16 protein-coding genes are annotated in these 17,340 nt (G+C 65.4%); 7 read left to right on the top strand and 9 right to left on the bottom strand.

The annotated features are described in order from the left end of the window. Positions 1–673: TIGR01620 family protein (locus B8115_RS10615; RefSeq protein WP_010627777.1), on the top strand; the 673-nt coding region annotated here is incomplete at its 5' end. 99 nt (positions 674–772) lie between these two features. Next, a complete protein-coding gene (locus tag B8115_RS10610) occupies positions 773–1,213 on the top strand; it encodes a universal stress protein (RefSeq protein ID WP_010627776.1) in 441 nt (146 codons plus the stop codon). 55 nt (positions 1,214–1,268) lie between these two features. On the opposite strand, the gene B8115_RS10605 is transcribed toward B8115_RS10610, so the two are convergent. The 7 genes from B8115_RS10605 to B8115_RS10575 all read right to left on the bottom strand — a co-directional run bounded on the left by B8115_RS10605 (position 1,269) and on the right by B8115_RS10575 (position 8,990). Then, positions 1,269–2,390: an ABC transporter ATP-binding protein gene (locus B8115_RS10605; RefSeq protein WP_010627775.1), complete on the bottom strand. Its 1,122-nt coding sequence runs from the start codon at positions 2,388–2,390 to the stop codon at positions 1,269–1,271. A 171-nt stretch (positions 2,391–2,561) separates the two neighbouring features. Next, entirely contained in the window at positions 2,562–3,440 is an 879-nt protein-coding gene (locus B8115_RS10600) for a carbohydrate ABC transporter permease (RefSeq protein ID WP_010627774.1), read from the bottom strand. Then, positions 3,433–4,365: a carbohydrate ABC transporter permease gene (locus B8115_RS10595; protein WP_010627773.1), complete on the bottom strand. Its 933-nt coding sequence runs from the start codon at positions 4,363–4,365 to the stop codon at positions 3,433–3,435. The genes B8115_RS10600 and B8115_RS10595 overlap by 8 nt, the downstream gene beginning before the upstream one ends. A 78-nt stretch (positions 4,366–4,443) precedes the next feature. Then, positions 4,444–5,712, bottom strand: coding sequence for an extracellular solute-binding protein (locus B8115_RS10590; protein WP_010627772.1), 1,269 nt, complete (start codon positions 5,710–5,712; stop codon positions 4,444–4,446). Positions 5,713–5,847: 135 nt separating this feature from the next. Further along, positions 5,848–7,335, bottom strand: a complete 1,488-nt coding sequence (locus tag B8115_RS10585) for an ATP-binding protein (RefSeq protein ID WP_010627771.1) — start codon at positions 7,333–7,335, stop codon at positions 5,848–5,850. After that, positions 7,332–8,054, bottom strand: a complete 723-nt coding sequence (locus B8115_RS10580; protein ID WP_010627770.1) for a response regulator — start codon at positions 8,052–8,054, stop codon at positions 7,332–7,334. Before B8115_RS10580 ends, B8115_RS10585 begins: the two co-directional genes overlap by 4 nt. 138 nt (positions 8,055–8,192) lie before the next feature. Continuing rightward, a complete protein-coding gene (locus B8115_RS10575) occupies positions 8,193–8,990 on the bottom strand; it encodes a Cof-type HAD-IIB family hydrolase (RefSeq protein ID WP_010627769.1) in 798 nt (265 codons plus the stop codon). Between the two features lie 181 nt (positions 8,991–9,171). On the opposite strand from B8115_RS10575, the gene B8115_RS10570 reads away from it, so the two are divergent. The 5 genes from B8115_RS10570 (at position 9,172) to siaD (ending at position 15,067) form a co-directional block, all read left to right on the top strand. Then, positions 9,172–11,112: an exoribonuclease II gene (locus tag B8115_RS10570; protein ID WP_026038042.1), complete on the top strand. Its 1,941-nt coding sequence runs from the start codon at positions 9,172–9,174 to the stop codon at positions 11,110–11,112. A gap of 169 nt (positions 11,113–11,281) precedes the next feature. Then, complete coding sequence (gene siaA, locus B8115_RS10565; protein WP_010627767.1) at positions 11,282–13,357, top strand: biofilm regulation protein phosphatase SiaA; 2,076 nt, start codon at positions 11,282–11,284, stop codon at positions 13,355–13,357. Then, positions 13,357–13,887 carry a biofilm regulation protein kinase SiaB gene (gene siaB / locus B8115_RS10560; protein ID WP_010627766.1) on the top strand — a complete coding sequence of 177 codons (531 nt, stop codon included), beginning with the start codon at positions 13,357–13,359 and terminating at the stop codon, positions 13,885–13,887. The genes siaA and siaB overlap by 1 nt, the downstream gene beginning before the upstream one ends. Positions 13,888–13,904: 17 nt before the next feature. Continuing rightward, positions 13,905–14,294, top strand: coding sequence for a biofilm regulation phosphoprotein SiaC (siaC, locus tag B8115_RS10555; RefSeq protein ID WP_010627765.1), 390 nt, complete (start codon positions 13,905–13,907; stop codon positions 14,292–14,294). Beyond that, positions 14,291–15,067, top strand: coding sequence for a biofilm regulation diguanylate cyclase SiaD (gene siaD / locus B8115_RS10550; RefSeq protein WP_010627764.1), 777 nt, complete (start codon positions 14,291–14,293; stop codon positions 15,065–15,067). Before siaC ends, siaD begins: the two co-directional genes overlap by 4 nt. A gap of 47 nt (positions 15,068–15,114) precedes the next feature. Here the strand turns inward: siaD and B8115_RS10545 are convergent, their stop codons facing one another. Then, positions 15,115–15,999: a DUF1989 domain-containing protein gene (locus B8115_RS10545; protein ID WP_010627763.1), complete on the bottom strand. Its 885-nt coding sequence runs from the start codon at positions 15,997–15,999 to the stop codon at positions 15,115–15,117. Between the two features lie 71 nt (positions 16,000–16,070). Further along, the coding region (locus tag B8115_RS10540) for an HlyD family type I secretion periplasmic adaptor subunit (protein ID WP_010627762.1) at positions 16,071–17,340 on the bottom strand (1,270 nt) is incomplete at its 5' end.

The following is a 17,340-nucleotide window of genomic DNA, read 5'->3' as shown; positions in this document are numbered from 1 at the left end:
ATATCGCGAGCGTCGGCTGAAACGTCATGACGCCTTGCGCGGCCGCCTGGCCCGGCTGCCCGAGGCCGACGCGACGGAAGCGCTGAGCCTGGCCAGGACGCTCAAGCAGCAGCTCGGGCTGGATGACGATCATCCCCACTGGCAGGCCTTTCTTGCCGCTCGGGAAGCGCATCATACCGGCGACGATGTTCGCCAATTGTTGTCGCACCATTTGCTTGCGCCCCGCGACCGCCAGGCCCGGCGCCTGATCTCGCGCATGTCCGGCGAAACGGCGGTGATGGTGGCGGTCAGCCCGCTGACACTGGTCGACATGTTCCTGGTGGCGTGGCGCAACCTGGCGATGATCGACCGGATCTGCCGTCTCTACGGGTTGGAGTTGGGCTATGCCAGCCGCCTGCGCCTGCTGCGCAACGTGCTCTACAACATGGCCTTTGCCGGGGCCACCGAGATGGCCAGCGATGCGGGGGTGGAGCTGCTCTCGCTGAACCTTGCCGGGCGCCTCTCGGCGCGGGCCGGCCAGGGCATGGGGGTGGGGCTGCTCACCGCCCGCCTCGGCCTGCGCACCCAGCGCCTGACACGCCCGCTGGTATTCGGCGAGGGTGAGGCACCACGCATGGCCGATCTGCGCAGCGAACTCTGGCAGCAGTTGAGGCGGCTGGAAAAGCAGGAATGATGTTGGGATCCGACGCTCCCTTGACCCGGATCATGACACTCTCTGCCCAAGGGTCTAGGCTCTTGAATAGGGACAGCTCAACAACCTAAGGAAACCGCCATGTTCAAATCGATCCTGGTTCCCGTCGATGGCTCCGAGGGCGCCAAGAAAGCGCTCGACGTCGCCTGTCTATTGGCCAATCAGGCCGACGCCACCCTGCACCTCCTGCATATCCCCGAAGAGCTCTCCCACGAGACGACGCTGGTCTGGGGCATCGGTGCCATCGCCATCGAGGCCTCACGCACGGAGCGGGAAGACATCGGCCGGCAGGTCGTCGAGAAGGCAGCCGAAGCCGCGCGCGCCAATGGCGTGGCCCAGGTGGAGACCGTCGTCGGTCAGGGCGACCCGGCACGCACCATCGTCAGCGAGGCGCGCCGTCGCGGTGTCGAAGCCATCGTCATGGGCAGTCGTGGCCTGAGCGACCTGCGCGGGCTGGTGGTGGGCAGCGTGTCGCACAAGGTCAGCCATGTGGCCGAGTGCACGGTGATCACCGTACGCTGAAGCCGTAACGCACACAGGCCGCCAGGCGGCCTGTCTCTTTAATGGCCCAGGCGGCTCAGGCCAGGCGCTTTTCCGTCTCGCGGTCGAACATGACTGCACGGCCCATATCGATGCGCAGGGTCAGCCGCTCGCCCGCCTTCACCCGGCACTTGGGCCCGACCCGGGCGGTGGCCTCACCATCCCCCAGCTTCAGCTGCAGCAGGATGTCCGCCCCAGTGGGTTCCACCACCGTGATGTGCGGCGTGAGTGCCACCCCCTCGGCGTACTCGCCGAGTCGTGCATCGTCCTCGGTGAAGTGCTCGGGGCGCAGCCCCAGGATCACACGCTCACCGATCTTTCCGGCCAGCGCCGGCGTTTCACGCTCCCGCGGCCAGGGCAGCTCCAGCGTCTCTTCTTCCGGGGTCTCCACGCGCAGCCGGTATGCCCCGCTTCCCCCCATCAGCGTGGCGCTGATGAAGTTCATCGACGGCGAGCCCATGAAGCCGGCGACGAACAGGTCCACCGGGTCGTTGTAGACCTCGTCGGGCGAGCCGAGCTGGAGAATGCGCCCGTCGCGCATCACCGCGATGCAGTCGGCCAGCGTCATCGCCTCGATCTGGTCGTGGGTGACGTAAACGATGGTGGTGCCCAGGCGCTGGTGCAGCTTCTTGATCTCGGTGCGCATGTCCACGCGCAGCTTGGCATCCAGGTTGGAGAGCGGCTCGTCGAACAGATAGACCTTGGGCTCCCGGGCCAGCGCGCGGCCCATGGCGACCCGCTGGCGCTGGCCGCCGGAGAGCTGCGAAGGCTTGCGCTCGAGCAGATGCGCGATCTGCAACAGCTCGGCGACCCGCTCCACCGCCACCTCGCGCTCGGCCTTGGGCACCTTGCGCATCTCCAGGCCGAAGCTGATGTTCTGCCGCACGGTCATGCTCGGATAGAGCGCATAGGACTGGAACACCATAGCGATGTCGCGCTCCGCCGGGGTCTGCCAGGTGACGTTCTCGCCGGCGATACGGATCTCTCCGGTGGTGACCGGCTCGAGCCCGGCAATGGCGTTCATCAGGGTCGACTTGCCGCAGCCCGAAGGCCCCACCAGGATCAGAAACTCTCCCGAGTCGATCGCCAGGCTGACGTCCTTGAGTACCTGCTCGCTGCCGAAGTCCTTGCACACGTTGTTGATTTCAAGCGCTGCCATGTCGAAAACCTCTCATTATTCGGTGGTACAGAGGGTGTCTACAAAAGTCACGAGCGAAGGTCAGGCAAGGCGAAATCAGCTGAAAAAGCGGAGTTTACGAGTGTGTAAATGAGCATTTTGAAGATGATTTCAACGCAGCATGACCGAGCGTAGTAATTTGTAGATGCCCTCTTAGCCTTTGACCGAGCCGGCCGTAAGCCCACGGACGAAATACTTTCCCGCCAGTACGTAGACGATCAGCGTGGGCAGCGCGGCGATCATTGCCGCCGCCATGTCGACGTTGTACTCGCGCGCCCCGGTGGAGGTGTTGACCAGATTGTTGAGCGCCACCGTGACCGGCTGGGTGTTGTGGGCCGAGAAGGCCACGCCGAACAGGAAATCGTTCCAGATCTGAGTGAACTGCCAGATCACCGAGACCACGATGATCGGCGCCGATACGGGCAGCAGGATGCGCCAGAAGATGCGAAAGAAGCCGGCGCCGTCGAGCTTTGCCGCCGAGACCAGCTCGGTGGGTACTGCCACGTAGAAATTGCGGAAGAACAGCGTGGTGAAGGCGATCCCGAAGATCACGTGAACCAGGATCAGCCCCGCCCGCGAACTCGACAGCCCCAGCCAGCCCAGCGTCTGCGCCATGGGCAGCAGCACCACCTGAAACGGGATGAAGCAGCCGAACAGCATCAGCGCGAAGAGCAGCTCCGAGCCCTTGAAGCGCCACTTGGTCAGGGCGTAGCCGTTGAGCGCGCCGACGGCGGTGGAGATCAAGACCGCGGGCACCACGATGGCAATCGAGTTGAAGAAGTAGACCCCGATGCCCTCGCAGCGCATGCCGGTACAGGCCTCGCCCCAGGCCTTGGCCCAGGGCACCAGGGTCGGCTCCCGGGGCAGCGAGAGCAGCGTGCCGGGGGTGATCTCGGCCAGCGGCTTGACCGAGGTGATCAGCATTACCGCGAGCGGCAGCAGATAGAACAGCGCGGCCAGCAGTAGCACGGCATAGAGCATGGCCCGACCTAGCCGCGCGCTCAGCGTACGGCGACGAATGACGTTAACCATGACGGCGGCTCCTCAACTCCGAGTAGAGATAGGGAATCAGGATCGCCAGCACGCCACCCAGCATCAGCATGGCGCTGGCCGAACCCAGACCGATCTGCGCTCGAGTGAAGGCATGGGCGTACATGAAGGTGGCCGGCAGGTCGGAGGCGTAGCCGGGTCCGCCGCCGGTGAGCGCCACCACCAGATCGAAGCTCTTGATGGCGATGTGCGAGAGAATCATCACCGCGCTGAACACCACCGGGCGCAGGCAGGGAATCACCACCCGCCAGTAGATGCGCGCCAGGCTGGCGCCATCGAGCTGGGCGGCCTTGAGGATACTGTCGTCGATGCCACGCAGCCCGGCGAGAAACAGCGCCATGACGAAGCCGGATGCCTGCCACACTGCGGCGATCACCAGGGTGTAGACGGCCATGTCCGGGTCGACCAGCCAGTCGAAGCGGAAATTCTCGAAGCCCCAGCTGCGTACCATGGCCTGGATGCCGAGACCGGGGTTGAGCAGCCACTTCCACACCACACCGGTGACGATGAACGACAGCGCCATGGGATAGAGATAGATCGTGCGCAGCGCACCCTCCTGGCGAATACGCTGGTCGAGCAGGATGGCGAGCACCAGCCCCAGTGCCAGGCAGATGGCCACGAACAGACCGCCGAACACCACCAGGTTGGTGGAAGCCACCCACCAGCGGTCGTTGGCCATCAGCCGCGCGTACTGGGCGAAACCGACGAACTCGTAGCTGGGCAGCATGCGCGAGTTGGTCAGCGAGAGAATGAAGGTCCACAGCATGAAGCCATAGACGAAGAACAGCGAGATGGCGGCAGAAGGCGCCAGCACCAGCTTGGGCAGCCAGGCCTGGAGCAGGCCTGAGTGGCTGCGCCGGGCAGCGGAACCGGCGGTCGGGCGTGCCGCCGAACTTGACAGGGACATAGCGGGAGACCTCGGGCTTGAGCGGCGTACCACCAGGGCGAACCTGGGTTGCAGGTTCGCCCTATCGGTTGGCTACGGTCAGAGCGCGGCCTGGGCGGCGTTGACCATCCGACGAGCGGCTTCTTCGGCGGCCATGTCACGCGAGTTGAAGTAGTTGGTCACCACGTCGAAGATGGCGCCCTGCACGTCGGCACGTACCGCCATGCCGTGGGCCATGCTGGGTACCAGGCCGCCCTCTTCGGCGGTGCGCTGGAAGTCGTCCATTGACTGCTGGGCACACTGATCGAACTCGCTCATGTCGAGATCGGGCCGGGCGGGGATCGAGCCCTTGGCCAGATTGAAGGCCTCCTGGAAGGTCGGTTCCAGCACCAGGCGTGCCAGGGCCTGCTGCGCTTCGCGCTCCGCTCCTTCGACACGGAACATGGCCAGGCTGTCGATGTTGAAGGTGAAGGCATCCTGGGTACCCGGCGCCGCGGCACAGAGATACTCCTCGCCGGCGGTGAGTCCGGCGGCGGTGAACTCGCCCTTGGCCCAGTCGCCCATCAGCTGCATGCCGGCGCTGCCCTCGATCACCATGGAGGTGGCGATGTTCCAGTCGCGGCCCGACATGTCGGCGTCCATCAGCTCGCGCAGACGCTTGAAGGTCTCCAGCGCCTCGATCATCCGCTCGCTGCCCAGCGCCTCGGGGTCGAGCTCGACCATCGCCTGCTGATAGAACTCGGTACCGCCGCTTGCCAGCAGCACGCTCTCGAACACGGTGGCGTCCTGCCATGCCTGGCCACCGTGGGCCAGCGGGATGAAGCCCGCCTCACGAATCGCCTCACCTGCCTCGAACAGTTCGTCGAGGGTGGTGGGCATCTCCACGCCGGCGGCTTCGAGCACCTGGGGGTTGGCCCACAGCCAGTTGACCCGGTGCACGTTGACCGGCACCGCCACATAGCTGCCGTTGTGACGCATGACGTCGGCCACCGTGGGCGGCAGCAGCTCGTCCCAGCCTTCGGCCCCGGCCACCTCGTCGAGCTCGCCGAGCAGACCCAGCTCTCCCCACTCCTGAATCTCCGGCCCCTTGATCTGGGCCGCCGACGGCGGATTGCCGGACATGGCCCGCGACTTGAGTACGGTCATGGCCGTTTCGCCGCCACCACCGGCCACGGCGAAGTCTTCCCAGCCGTAGCCTTCGGCTTCCATCAGCTCCTTGAGTACGTTGGCTGCACGGGCCTCGCCGCCCGAGGTCCACCAGTGAAGGACCTCCACCTCGGCGGCCTGAGCGCTGAACGTCAGTGACGCCGCTGCGGCGGTGGCCAGCGCCAGGGCCGTCTTGCGCAAGGGACTCTCGAAAAGTGTCATCGGCATGCTCCTGCTGTTGTTATTGAACAGTTATTGAAACTGTTATCGAGACCGGTGATGGCCGGCATGCCAGTAACGTTAACCGAGAGCGGGTGTGACTGGGGTTACCTAGTCCTGCAAAGCATTGCAGCCCTATTACAGCGGCGTAACATCCTGCGGACGCGGCAGCGAGAGCGTTACCACCAGCCCGCCCTCAGGATGGTTGGCCAGCACGATGTCGCCACCCATGGCGCGGGCGATGTGCCGGGCGATGCCCAGCCCCAGACCGCTGCCACCGGTGTTGCGGCTGCGTGACGGCTCGAGACGCACGAAAGGCGCAAATACCCGCTCGTGCTGGGCCAGGGGAATGCCCGGGCCGTGGTCGCGGATGACGATGGTCAGACGCTGCGGCGAGTCGACCAGCGTCACCTCGGTACTCCGGCCGTAGAACACCGCATTCTCCAGCAGATTCGTCAGGCAGCGCTTGAACGCCAGCGGCTTCGCTGTCAGCACAGCGGCATGACCGTGCAGCGTCACCACCCCACCCTGCAGCGTCAGCTCGTCGGCCAGCTCGGCCAGCACTGCGCCGGGCTCTACCTCCGCCACCTCCTCGTGCAGGTCGAAGCCCTTCACCGAGGCCAGCGCCCCCTTCACCAGCAGATCGAGCTCGTCGAGTGAGGCGCAGAAGCGCTCGCGCTGTACCGGGTCGTCGAGCATCTCGGCCCGCAGGCGCAGCCGGGTGATGGGTGTCTTGAGATCGTGGGAGATAGCCGAGAACAGCCGCTCGCGCTCGTCGACCTGATCGCGAATGCGCTCCTGCATGCGATTGAATGCCGCCGCCGTGGCGGCGACCTCCCGCGGCCCGCTCTCGCGCAGCGGCGGCGCATCCAGGTCGTCGCCAAGCTGGCGCGCCGCTCGCGACAGCCGTGCCAGCGGTCGGGTCACGCTGCGAATCCCGAGCAGGGCCAGGCCGATCACCGTGAGTAGGACCATCAGGCTCGCCAGCAGTCGTTCGCCCGACAGCCAGCCGTGTTCGTTGAACAGGTCGGGCACTGGCAGCAGCGTGGCCACGTAGAGCCAGGTGTCGGGGCCAAGCTCCATCTGCACCACCAGGATTGGCGGCGACAGCGGTTCCATCAGCAGACTGTGCTGGCCCCAGCGCGGCGGCAGGTCGTGCAATAGCACCTCGTTGTTGTAGACGCGCAGGGTCTCGGCCCGGGAGAACTCCACCAGTACGTCATCGATGTTCAGCTCGGCGGTGAGGATCTCACGAAAGTTGTCCACGACCAGGCGTTTTTCAGGCCCTGAGCCGATGTCCTCGACCGGGATGCGCCGCTCGTTGACGCTGACGAAGAAGCGCGTGCCGCCCATGTTGCGCAGCTGATCGAGCACGATATGACGATACTCGAAGGGCAGCGAACGGAAGAAGCGCATGGTCGAGGCCACGCTGAAGGCGACGTTGCGCGACAGCTCGTCGAGCTGCTCTAGCTGGCTGGAGCGCACCTGGGAGGTCCACACGGCGTAGCTGGCCAACTGAGCGCTGAGCACGCCGACCAGCATGATCAGCACGAAGCGTCCGCGCAGGGTTCGCGGCAGCAGGCGCGCCAGGCGACGCTGCCAATGGCGGCGCAGTTCCTCGTTCACGTCAGCGCTTCGACCCGGGCGGTGAAGACGTAGCCCGCACCGCGCACGGTACGAATCATCTGATGATAGTGGGCATCCTCGCCGAGGCGCTGACGCAGCCGGCAGACGTGCACGTCGATGGAGCGATCCAGCGGCGGTGCCGGACGCCCGCGGGTCAGCTCATACAGCGCCTCCCGCGAGAGGACCTGCTCGGGACGCTCGAGAAACACCTGCAGCAGCTGGAAATCGGCCCCCGAGAGCGGCGTGCGCTCGTCGCGCTCGTCGATCAGTTCGCGAGTCATGCGGTCGAGCCGCCAGGCCCCGAAGGCTACCAGCCGGGCACGGGCCGGATCGGCTGGCGAACCGCCGCGGACACGCCGCAGCACCGCCTTGATGCGCGCCAGCAGTTCGCGCGGGTTGAACGGCTTGCCCAGATAGTCGTCGGCGCCCAGCTCCAGGCCGAGAATGCGATCGGTCTCGTCGGCGCTGGCGGTGAGCATGATGATCGGCACGTCGCTGTCGCGGCGAATGTCGCGGCAGATGGTGAAGCCGTCGTCGCCGGGCAGCATGATGTCGACGATCAGCAGATCGGGGGTTTCGCTCGTCAACAGGCCGTGCAGCGCCTTGGCATCCTCGGCAGCCAGGGCGCGATAGCCGTGACGTCCGAGGTAGTCGACCAGCAGTTCGCGGATTTCGGGGTCGTCGTCGACCACGATCAGAGTGGCGGGCGTTGTGGTCATCGTCTTCCGATGGCAGGGGCGATGCCTGGGGCAGGCAACGCCGTGAATCGTTGTCGTTATGGCATCGATGATGGGCATGCACGCGCGGCACGGCAAGGGGGCCTAGACCAACGTCGCAACGCTCGCTCCCGCTTGATCCTAGAGAGAAAAGCGCTCCTGCAGATGCCGCGCCACGGCGCTTTCGGCGTGATGGCCGATGCGGCGAGCCACGGGCACCCGCTCGAACAGCGCGGGATGCGCGTTGGCCATCACGTGGGCCTCGCCGGCGAGACTGAGCATCTCGGTATCGTTGAGATTGTCGCCGAAGGCCAGGCAGCGGGTGCTGTCGATGTCGAGGGTGGCCAGCAGCGCTTCGAGCGCGGTGCCCTTGTTGACGCCACCGGCCATGATCTCCAGCGAATTGACCGTGGAATAAGTGACGTGCAGGCGCTCCCCGTGACTTATGCGCACCTGGGCCTCGAGCCCGGCCAGCCGTTCGGGCTCGCCGATGTAGAGCACCTTGCCCACCCCTTCCCCATCCAGACTCGACGGTTCGACCACGCGGTAACCGAAGCCGGTGTGGGCGTGGTAGGCCAGAAGGCGCGGCTCGGGGGCATCGATCAGCCACTCGTGCTCCAGATAGAGGTTGAGGCGCACGCTGGCGTGGCGCTCCAGGGCGATCAGCTCACGGGCCAGCTGCGCCTCGAGATGACGCGCGGCCAACAGGTCGCCTTCGGGCCCGTGCAGGTAAGCGCCGTTGGTACTGATCACGTGGAGCGGCACGCCCAGCCGTTCGCGAAAGGCCAGCATGTCGCGGAAATGGCGCCCCGAGGCGAAGGCCAGATGATGCCCCTGCCCGGCCAGCAGGCGCAGGGTCTCGACGGTTTCGGGATGCAGGTCGTGGTTGGCGTCGAGCAGAGTGCCGTCGAGGTCGGAGACGATCAGGTGAGGTGTCATGGCGTCCATTCCTTCGTATACCCGCTAGAGGCTAACGCAGCCGACGAGGCTTGCCCAGCGTACGAGGCATTTCTGCCCGCCGCGCCAAGCGATTGTTTTGTCGTGACCGGCCCGGCAACGTTTGGCGCCGGCTGCGGGAATCCGTATAGTGGCCCTCCTATCCCGCCACACGTTCGTGATCATGCTGCAGAACAACCCGCTGCTCGCCCAGCTCAAGCAACAGATTCGTGAGACCACGCCGCGCGCCGAGGGGGTCATCAAGGCCACCGACAAGGGCTTCGGCTTCCTCGAAACCGACGACGGCCAGTCCTACTTCGTGCCGCCGCCTGCCATGAAGCAGGTGCTGCATGGCGACCGCGTCCAGGCCGTGATTCACGAGAATGGCGACAAGACCTCCGTCGAGCCCGACACGCTCCTCGAAGCGGGCCTGAGCCGCTTCATCGCTCGCGTGCAGAAGCGTGAGGGCCGCCTGGCCGTGGTGCCCGACCACCCTTCGATCAACAACGTGCTCAAGGCGCGCATCAAGAACAGCCTCGACGAGGCCAGCATCGGCGATGCCGACTGGGTCGTGGCGCGGCTGGTGCGCCATCCGCTCAAGCCCGACGATCGCGCGTTCTTCACCCAGATCGACGAGCTGGTGGCCAAGGCCGACGACCCCGCCGTGCCGTGGCGGGTGACCCTGGCGCGTCACGCGCTGGAACAGGAGTGCCCCGAAGCCGGCAATGACTGGCCCCTGCGCGACGAGGGACTCGAGCGCGAGGATCTTACCGCCGAGCCTTTCTTCACCATTGATAGCGAGAAGACCCGCGACATGGACGATGCCCTGCGCATCGAACCGCGGGATGAAGGCGGCTGGCGTCTGACGGTGGCTATCGCCGACCCCACCGCCTACGTGGAGGAGGGGCATGCCGCCGACCTGGAGGCCCGCACCCGCGCCTTCACCGTCTACCTGCCGGGCCAGAACGTCACCATGCTGCCCGAGCAGCTGGCCGACGACCTCTGCTCGCTGCGCGAAGGCGAAGAGCGCCCGGTGCTGGCGTGCACGCTGGAGGTGGAAGCCGACGGCAGCCTCGGCGACTATCGCTTCTTTGCCGCCCGCGTGCGCTCCCGGGCCAAGCTGGTCTACGACCGCATCTCCGACTGGCTCGAAGGTCAGGGCGAATGGGCTCCTGCCGAGGAGATCGCCGGTCAGCTGCAGGCCCTGCGTGACATGACAGAGGCGCGCAGCGCCTGGCGCACCGAACATGCTCTGGTGTTCAAGGATCGCCCCGACTACGTGTTCGACCTGGATCCGGCCGGCAACGTGCTCGACGTGCGCATCGAGCAACGGCGCATCGCCAACCGCATGATCGAGGAGTCGATGATCGCGGCCAACGCCTGCTGCGCCCACTTTCTCGCCGAGCACATCGGTCACGGTATCTTCAACGTGCATCGCGCTTTCGACCCCGAGAAGGCCCAGGCCGCCCATGAGTTCCTCACCGCGCAGCAGATCGAGGTCGAGCTCGAGGCGCTCTCCGAGCTACCGCGCTACAAGGAGCTCAAGCGCGCACTGGAGAGCCGCGACGACGCCTGGCTCGACGCCCGCCTGCGCCGCTTCCAGGGCTTCACCAGCATGTCGGCCCGCCCCGGCCCGCATTTCGGCCTGGGGCTGAACGCCTACGCCACCTGGACCTCGCCGATTCGCAAGTACGGCGACATGGTCAATCACCGGTTGATCAAGCGCGTGCTCAAGGGCGAGCAGGCCCCGGCCGAGGCGACCCAGGCGCTGACCGAGCAGCTCACCGAACGCCGCAAGCTCAACCGCATGGCCGAGCGCGACGTCAAGGACTGGCTCTACGTGCGCTATCTGACGCCTGCGGCCAAGGAGCAGCAAGACTTCGAAGCGGAGATCTTCGGCATCACCCGCGGCGGGATGCGCGTGCGTCTCACTGCCAACGGTGCCACCGCCTTCGTACCCGCTCCGATGCTGCACAGCGATCGCGACAAGGTGGTCATCGACGACAAGGAAGGTCGCATCCAGGTCGAGGGCGAAGAGCGCTACAAGCTCGGCGACGTGATCCGCGTGGCGCTGATCGAAGCACGCGAGGAGACCCGTTCGCTGGTGGCACGTCCGGCCTCCTAGACAACTATGCGTCGCTGAGTGACTGCAATGCCCGGCCCGCAGAGCCGGGCATTTTTTATCTTTGTCATCCTCTCGCTTTGCGCCCGGGCTTGTGGCATTTTTAGCTGAAAAACATCACACCTCGAGGCTGACGCCCATCAGTCTCGCCAGCGCAGGGATTCCCAATACCATGGCCGCACGATGGGGGCTACGTGGCAAGTCGATCGCGACCCTGCTTCTTGCCTGTCTTCTTGCCTTGATTCCCGCCGTTCTGCTGGGCTGGAAGGCGGTCGACGACGTACGCCGTCATTTCGCCAACGCTTATGCCGAGAATTACACCCTGCTGCATATGCAGAAGATTCATGCGCCGATATCGCGAGAGCTGGCCCTGGCCCAGCGCTTCGCCGACAACCTGGCGCTGCGGCAGTGGCTGAACGATGAAAGAGATCCGCGGCTTCAGGCGCGTTTCTTCGAAGAGGCCGAGGGGTTTCGCCAGGACTTTGCCGACCGCTCCTACTTCGTGATCGTCGACGCCAGCGGTGACTACTACTACATCGACGCCACCGATGCCGGAAACGCCATGCCGACCCCGCGTTACCGTCTGGATGGCGCCCAAGCCAACGATGCCTGGTACTTCCAGATCACTCGGAGCCAAGAGCCTTATAACCTCAACGTCAACGTCGACCATGAGCTCGACGTGACCAAAGTCTGGCTCAACGTTCAGGTTCGCGAGGACGGTGCCTTGCTGGGCCTGGCCGGTACCGGTTTCGAACTCGGCGACTTCCTCAATGCCTTCATTCGCGATGAGGCGGAAGGGGTGACGCCAATGATCGTCGACCGCCAGGGCGCGCTGCAGGCCCACCCGTCACTTGAGCGAATCGCCCTCGGCTCGGGAGCGGGAGACGTCGACGGTGAGCGTACCATCCATGTCCTGCTCGGCAGCGACGAGCAGCGGGCCACGCTGACCGCAGCCATGTTGGCGGCCAACGGCTCCCCTGAGGTGATCCAGACCCTATGGGCCACCCTCGAAGGACGCGAGCGCCTGCTCTCGGTGGGCTACATTCCCGAACTGGACTGGTACCTGATCACCGCGCTGGACATGAGCGTGGCCAACATTCTCGATCAGCGCTGGCTTTGGCCGCTGTTGATTGCCGCCGCGCTGATCCTGGGGGTTCTGCTCACGGTCATCGCCCTGGCCACCGAGCGACTGATACTGGCGCCTCTGAGTCGTTTCAAGCAGTCGGCCCAGGCGATCGCCGCCGGTCACTACGACTCACCGCTGCCGACCTCGCGTCGCGACGAAATCGGTGAGCTGTCACAGGCCTTCTCGCACATGGCCAACCAGGTGCAGCGTCATACCCGCGAGCTGGAAGAGAAGGTTCAGGAGCGTACCCGGGAGCTCGAACTGGCCAACGCCGAGATGGCCGCCACCCAGAAGAAGCTCAACGACTCCATCGACTACGCCAGCTTCATTCAGCGCGCCATCCTGCCCGACCAACAGCTCGAGCTGCATCTCGAGCATCATCATGGCGTGTTGTGGAAGCCACGAGACACGGTGGGCGGTGACTTCTACCTGTTCCGCCCCGGCCAGGGCGGCTACCTGTTCGGTGTGGTGGACTGCGCCGGCCATGGCGTTCCCGGCTCGCTCATGACCATGCTGGCCAGAGCCATTCTCGACCATGCCATCCTCAAGCTCGGGCACGAGGATCCGGCAGCGATCCTCAACGAAACCGATCGTCAGAGCCGCGAAGTGCTGCGTGCCGAGGAGCTCCCCGCCTCCGTTGCCACCAACATGGATATCGGCCTGGCCTGGGTGGATCTGGATTCACGCAAGGTCACCTTCGCCGGGGCCAAGATCGGCCTTTACACCAGCGACGGCACGGCACTGACGCACCTTCAGGGCGACCGGCGACCGCTGGGCCACAAGCGCCGGATCGAATATCGCAACCAGACCGTCGACCTTCGCCCTGGCTGGACCTATTCGCTGTGCACCGATGGCTTCTTCGACCAGGCCGGCGGCAGCGAAGGCTTCGGCTTCGGCAACTCGCGCTTCGAGGCACTGCTCAGGCAGCACGCCCAGCGCTCCCTGCCGGAACAGATGAAGGCCTTCGAACAGGCGCTGCGCGACTACCAGGGTAATCTGCCACAGCGCGACGACATCACCTTGTTGAGCTTCCGCTTCACCGAGCAGGACCGTCCGCCCGGCAGCGACCCAACCACTCCGCTCCCTGCCATGGCAGGCGCCACATCACAGGAGAATGTGTGATGAACCTGTTGAGCATGCGCGAAAGCTATCTCGAGCAGCGCATCATGCTGTGCTTCAATGGCCCGATCTCACGTAGCCTGATCGAGGAGATCGGTAACGCTTTGCGCAACTACCTGAACTCCCAGCAGGCCACTCCGACGGATGCCATGGACGTCTTCGCCGCTTACATCGAAATGACCCAGAACATCCGGCACTATGCCATGCGCCTTGGCTACGATGAGGAGGCCGCTTCGGCCACGGTGGCGGTAGCCAAGGATGCCCAGGGCCATTACCTGGTTTCCGCCGGCAATCTGGTGGAATACACCGACGGCGAAGCACTGCTCCGCACCATCGAGTCGCTTGCCAAGCTCGACAAGCTGGAGCTGAAACAGGCCTACAAGAAGCAGCTGCGCATGCCGCGTGGCAACGTAAGCTCCGGCGCTGGCCTGGGACTCCTGGACATCGCACGCAAGTCGAGCGAGCCAATGCGGGCCTCTCTCGAGCCACTGCCCGATGGAAGAGGCTTCTTCAGCCTCACCGCCGTGATCTGATCAGCCGAGTGCTAGTAATGACCAACGACCTCAACATCCCCGGCAGCCAGTCCACGCCTACCATCATCAGCGACTGGCAGGCCGGCCTACTCACCATGCAAGGCGACTCCTACCCGGAGAACTCCTTCGAGCTGTTCGATCAGGTGATCGACTGGGTCAAGCGCTTCCTCGAGGAGGAGTCACGCCCACTGACGCTGGAGCTGGCGTTGGTCTATCTCAACACCAGTTCGGTCAAGGCCATGATGGATATCTTCGATCTGCTGGAGGAAGCACACCAGGAAGGACGCGGCATCCAGGTCACCTGGCTCTACGATCCACGCAACGAGCGCATTGCCGAACTCGCCGAGGAGTTCCGCGAGGACTGCACCTTCGCATTCGCCATCACTCCTGCGCAGGCCCCGGAATGACCCGCGAGGAAACCGAGCTGATGGCGCAGGTCGAGGCGCTACTGAACGACCCCGCGCATGCCGATAGCCCGCTGCGCCCGGCCCTGGCGCGCCTGCATGCATTTCACCGCGCCGAGAAACAGCGGTTGGAACGGCTGGTGACGATCGCCGATGGATACCAGCGTTACGTGCGCGAGGACGAACGCAAGGCCCAGCGCCGCTACCAGAAGTCGCTGCACCGACAGGAAAAGCTATCGCGCATTTCCGACGGCTACCAGCGGCTCATGCACGAACGCAACAGCGCCCTGCGTGAGGCCTCGACTCACGATCTTCTGACCGGTCTACCCAATCGGCGCTTGATCGACGAGCGGCTACCCAAGCTGGACGAGCGCAAGCGTTACACCCTGGTGATGCTCGATATCGACCACTTCAAGCAGATCAACGACCGGCACGGACACGAAGCCGGCGACCTGGTACTGGTGTCCATCGCCCAGACCATCCGCCAGGAGCTGCGCGATTACGACCTGTGCGTACGCTGGGGCGGTGAGGAGTTCCTGCTGCTGCTGGCCGATACCGGCCTCTCCGAGGCCAGTACCATCGTCGATCGCTTGCGCCAGCGCTTGGCCGAGCAGGCGGTCCAGGTGGGTGACAGCCGGCTCTCGATCACCGCCAGCGCGGGGCTGAGCGAATACCGCGACGGCGAGGATCTGCTCAACCATACTCTGCTACGCGCCGACCAGGCCCTGTTGCAGGCCAAGCGCAGCGGACGGGATCGCAGCTGCGTCGCCGAGTGAGCCCTTAGCTCGCGGTAAAAAAGCCCTCGGCGCCTTGCGCACGAGCCTCAGCGATCGGCACGCCGCCGCTTCTCCTCTCCCCAGTCGACGGCGGGGCCCGTGAGGCCATGCCCACCGGCATAGGGCGAGGGCACCGGTGGCTGCCAACCGGTCAGCAGTTCAGGCGCGAGAGAGAACACCTCGACCCCGATGGGGTGACAGGTCAGCAGCGGATCGCCGGCATTCGGCCCCCACAGTTCCACCGAGAGATCGCCACCCGGGCAGCAGGACAGCGCGCACAGCAGGTCGATCTCGGCAAACAGCTCCAGGTAATCGCCCTGCCGCGCCGGACAGGCCTTCATGAAATACTGGTCGTCTTCGTTGAGGCCGGTGCACTGGAACACGTTGAGCACGTCGTGCACGTCGAACTCGGTGAGGCCATGCGGCAGCACGGCGCGCACCAGGTTGGAGTGGCAGTGATGATCGAAGTCCTCGCCGGTGAGCAGGCGATTGACGTAGGGGTCACAGCGGGTTCCCAGCAGATCGTGTATACGTCCGCCCTGCTCGTCCACGCCGCTACCGTCGACGCCATAGCCAGTCAGGCTGTCATCGATGATCGTGGCCATGGGGCGCAGATAGGGCAGCGTCGACCATAGCCGATCGAAGGTGGAAACGTGGGCACGCTGTAGCTGACGGGTGCGCGAGGCCCAGAAACGTTCTCGCGGGTTGTGCCGGTTCCACAGGTTGAGGTCACCGACCTGCGGCCCCTCCAGGGTCGTGAGCCGCATCACGTGCCCTGCGGGCACCTGCCACGCCCGCCCCTCGCGAATCGGCACCACCAGCGAGTCGACGCGCTCCCGGGCCGTTGGGTCGGTCAGCCGCGAATAGAACGTTCTGTCGACGTCGAGGACGGAGCCTCGGGTCGCCTGATAGGCGGCGGGTACCTTGTTCATCGTGGTTCTCCAAGCTCGTTTGCCTCAGCCTAGCCGATAGCGCGCCACCTCACGTCAACGCAGCCGAACGGCTAGCCGCGCATGGCCCGGGCCAGGACGTCGTTGAACGGCTCTAGCAGGTAGCTGGCAAAGGTACGCTCGCCGGTATGGATCATCACCTCGGCCGGCATGCCCGCCACCAGCCGCATCTCCTCGTGCAGCCGCGTCTCGTCCACGGCGATGCGCGCCAGGTAATAGTCGCTGCCCGTGGTCTCGTCCACCAGGCTGTCGGCGGAGAGATGGACGAGCTCGCCTTCGACGGCACGGCTCGAGCGCTGGTCGAAGGCAGTGAAGCGGATGCGCGCCGCCTGCCCGGGATGCAGGCTGTCGATCTCGTGGACCGGCACGCGCGCCTCGACCACGAACCCTTCGTCCACCGGCACGATGTCCAGTACCGCATCGCCCGGATCGATCACCGCGCCGCTGCTGCGTAGGCGCAGGTCGACGACGCTGCCCGCTACCGGCGCTCGCACGGCAGTGCGCCGCACTTCGTCCTCGAGCGCGGTGATGCGCTCCTCGGCGTCGGCAATCTGCGCCTGCACGTCCCGCAGCTGCTCGCCGGTCTCCTGCTGGAACTCCTGGCGCAGTATCTGCCGCTGCAGACGGTTCTCGCTGATCTGCGCGTCAATGCTTGCAGCATTCGACTCCTGCTGAGCCGTTTCCCCTTGCAGCTCGAGAAGATCACGCTCCAGCTCACGCAGACGCTGCCGATCGCCGTGGCCACGCTCGAACAGGCTGCGCAGATCCTCCGCCTCCTCGTCCAGCGAGGCAATGCGCTGCCGGCTGACCTCGATCAGCGCTTCCAGGCCCTCGCGCTGCTCACGATACTGATGGGCCTGCTGCTCGAGGGTGGCCAGGGTGCCGTCGAGCGTCTGCCGGCGGGCGAAGAACAGCCCCTGCTGCACCGCCAGCGCTTCGCGCACACGACGCGACCGACTGTCGCGCAGCTCGGCAGGAAACGTCAGCGTCTCGCGCTCGGCCAGCTCGGCCGACAGCCGCACTTCACTGGCCCGGTTGAGCAGATACTGGTTGCGTGCCAGCTGAAGCTGCGAACGCGCCCGGGTATCGTCGAGCACCACCAGGACCTCGCCCGCCTCGACGCGATCGCCATCGGCCACCCGGATCTCGCTGACGATACCGCCTTCGTAGTGCTGCACCGAGCGCGTGGACGAAGCCGCCGTCACCTTGCCCGACGCCACGACCCCCACCGCCAGATTGGCTGCCACTGCCCAGCCGCCGAAACCGCCGAAGGCAATCAGCAGCACCAGCATGCCGATGCGCTGCCAGGGACGCTCGCGATAT

The organism is Halomonas sp. KM-1 (genome assembly GCF_000246875.1).
Lineage (GTDB): Bacteria > Pseudomonadota > Gammaproteobacteria > Pseudomonadales > Halomonadaceae > Halomonas > Halomonas aerodenitrificans.
Note: the sequence above shows the minus strand (reverse complement) of the source record. Positions and strands in the feature narration are given on the sequence as shown.

Coding starts and splice junctions, on each gene's coding strand:
- siaB (WP_010627766.1), top strand. CDS start 13,357: ATGAACCTGTTGAGCATGCGCGAAAGCTATCTCGAGCAGCGCATCATG.
- B8115_RS10610 (WP_010627776.1), top strand. CDS start 773: ATGTTCAAATCGATCCTGGTTCCCGTCGATGGCTCCGAGGGCGCCAAG.
- B8115_RS10600 (WP_010627774.1), bottom strand. CDS start 3,440: ATGGTTAACGTCATTCGTCGCCGTACGCTGAGCGCGCGGCTAGGTCGG.
- B8115_RS10575 (WP_010627769.1), bottom strand. CDS start 8,990: ATGACACCTCACCTGATCGTCTCCGACCTCGACGGCACTCTGCTCGAC.
- siaD (WP_010627764.1), top strand. CDS start 14,291: ATGACCCGCGAGGAAACCGAGCTGATGGCGCAGGTCGAGGCGCTACTG.
- B8115_RS10605 (WP_010627775.1), bottom strand. CDS start 2,390: ATGGCAGCGCTTGAAATCAACAACGTGTGCAAGGACTTCGGCAGCGAG.
- B8115_RS10595 (WP_010627773.1), bottom strand. CDS start 4,365: ATGTCCCTGTCAAGTTCGGCGGCACGCCCGACCGCCGGTTCCGCTGCC.
- siaA (WP_010627767.1), top strand. CDS start 11,282: ATGGCCGCACGATGGGGGCTACGTGGCAAGTCGATCGCGACCCTGCTT.
- B8115_RS10590 (WP_010627772.1), bottom strand. CDS start 5,712: ATGACACTTTTCGAGAGTCCCTTGCGCAAGACGGCCCTGGCGCTGGCC.
- B8115_RS10545 (WP_010627763.1), bottom strand. CDS start 15,999: ATGAACAAGGTACCCGCCGCCTATCAGGCGACCCGAGGCTCCGTCCTC.
- B8115_RS10580 (WP_010627770.1), bottom strand. CDS start 8,054: ATGACCACAACGCCCGCCACTCTGATCGTGGTCGACGACGACCCCGAA.
- siaC (WP_010627765.1), top strand. CDS start 13,905: ATGACCAACGACCTCAACATCCCCGGCAGCCAGTCCACGCCTACCATC.
- B8115_RS10570 (WP_026038042.1), top strand. CDS start 9,172: ATGCTGCAGAACAACCCGCTGCTCGCCCAGCTCAAGCAACAGATTCGT.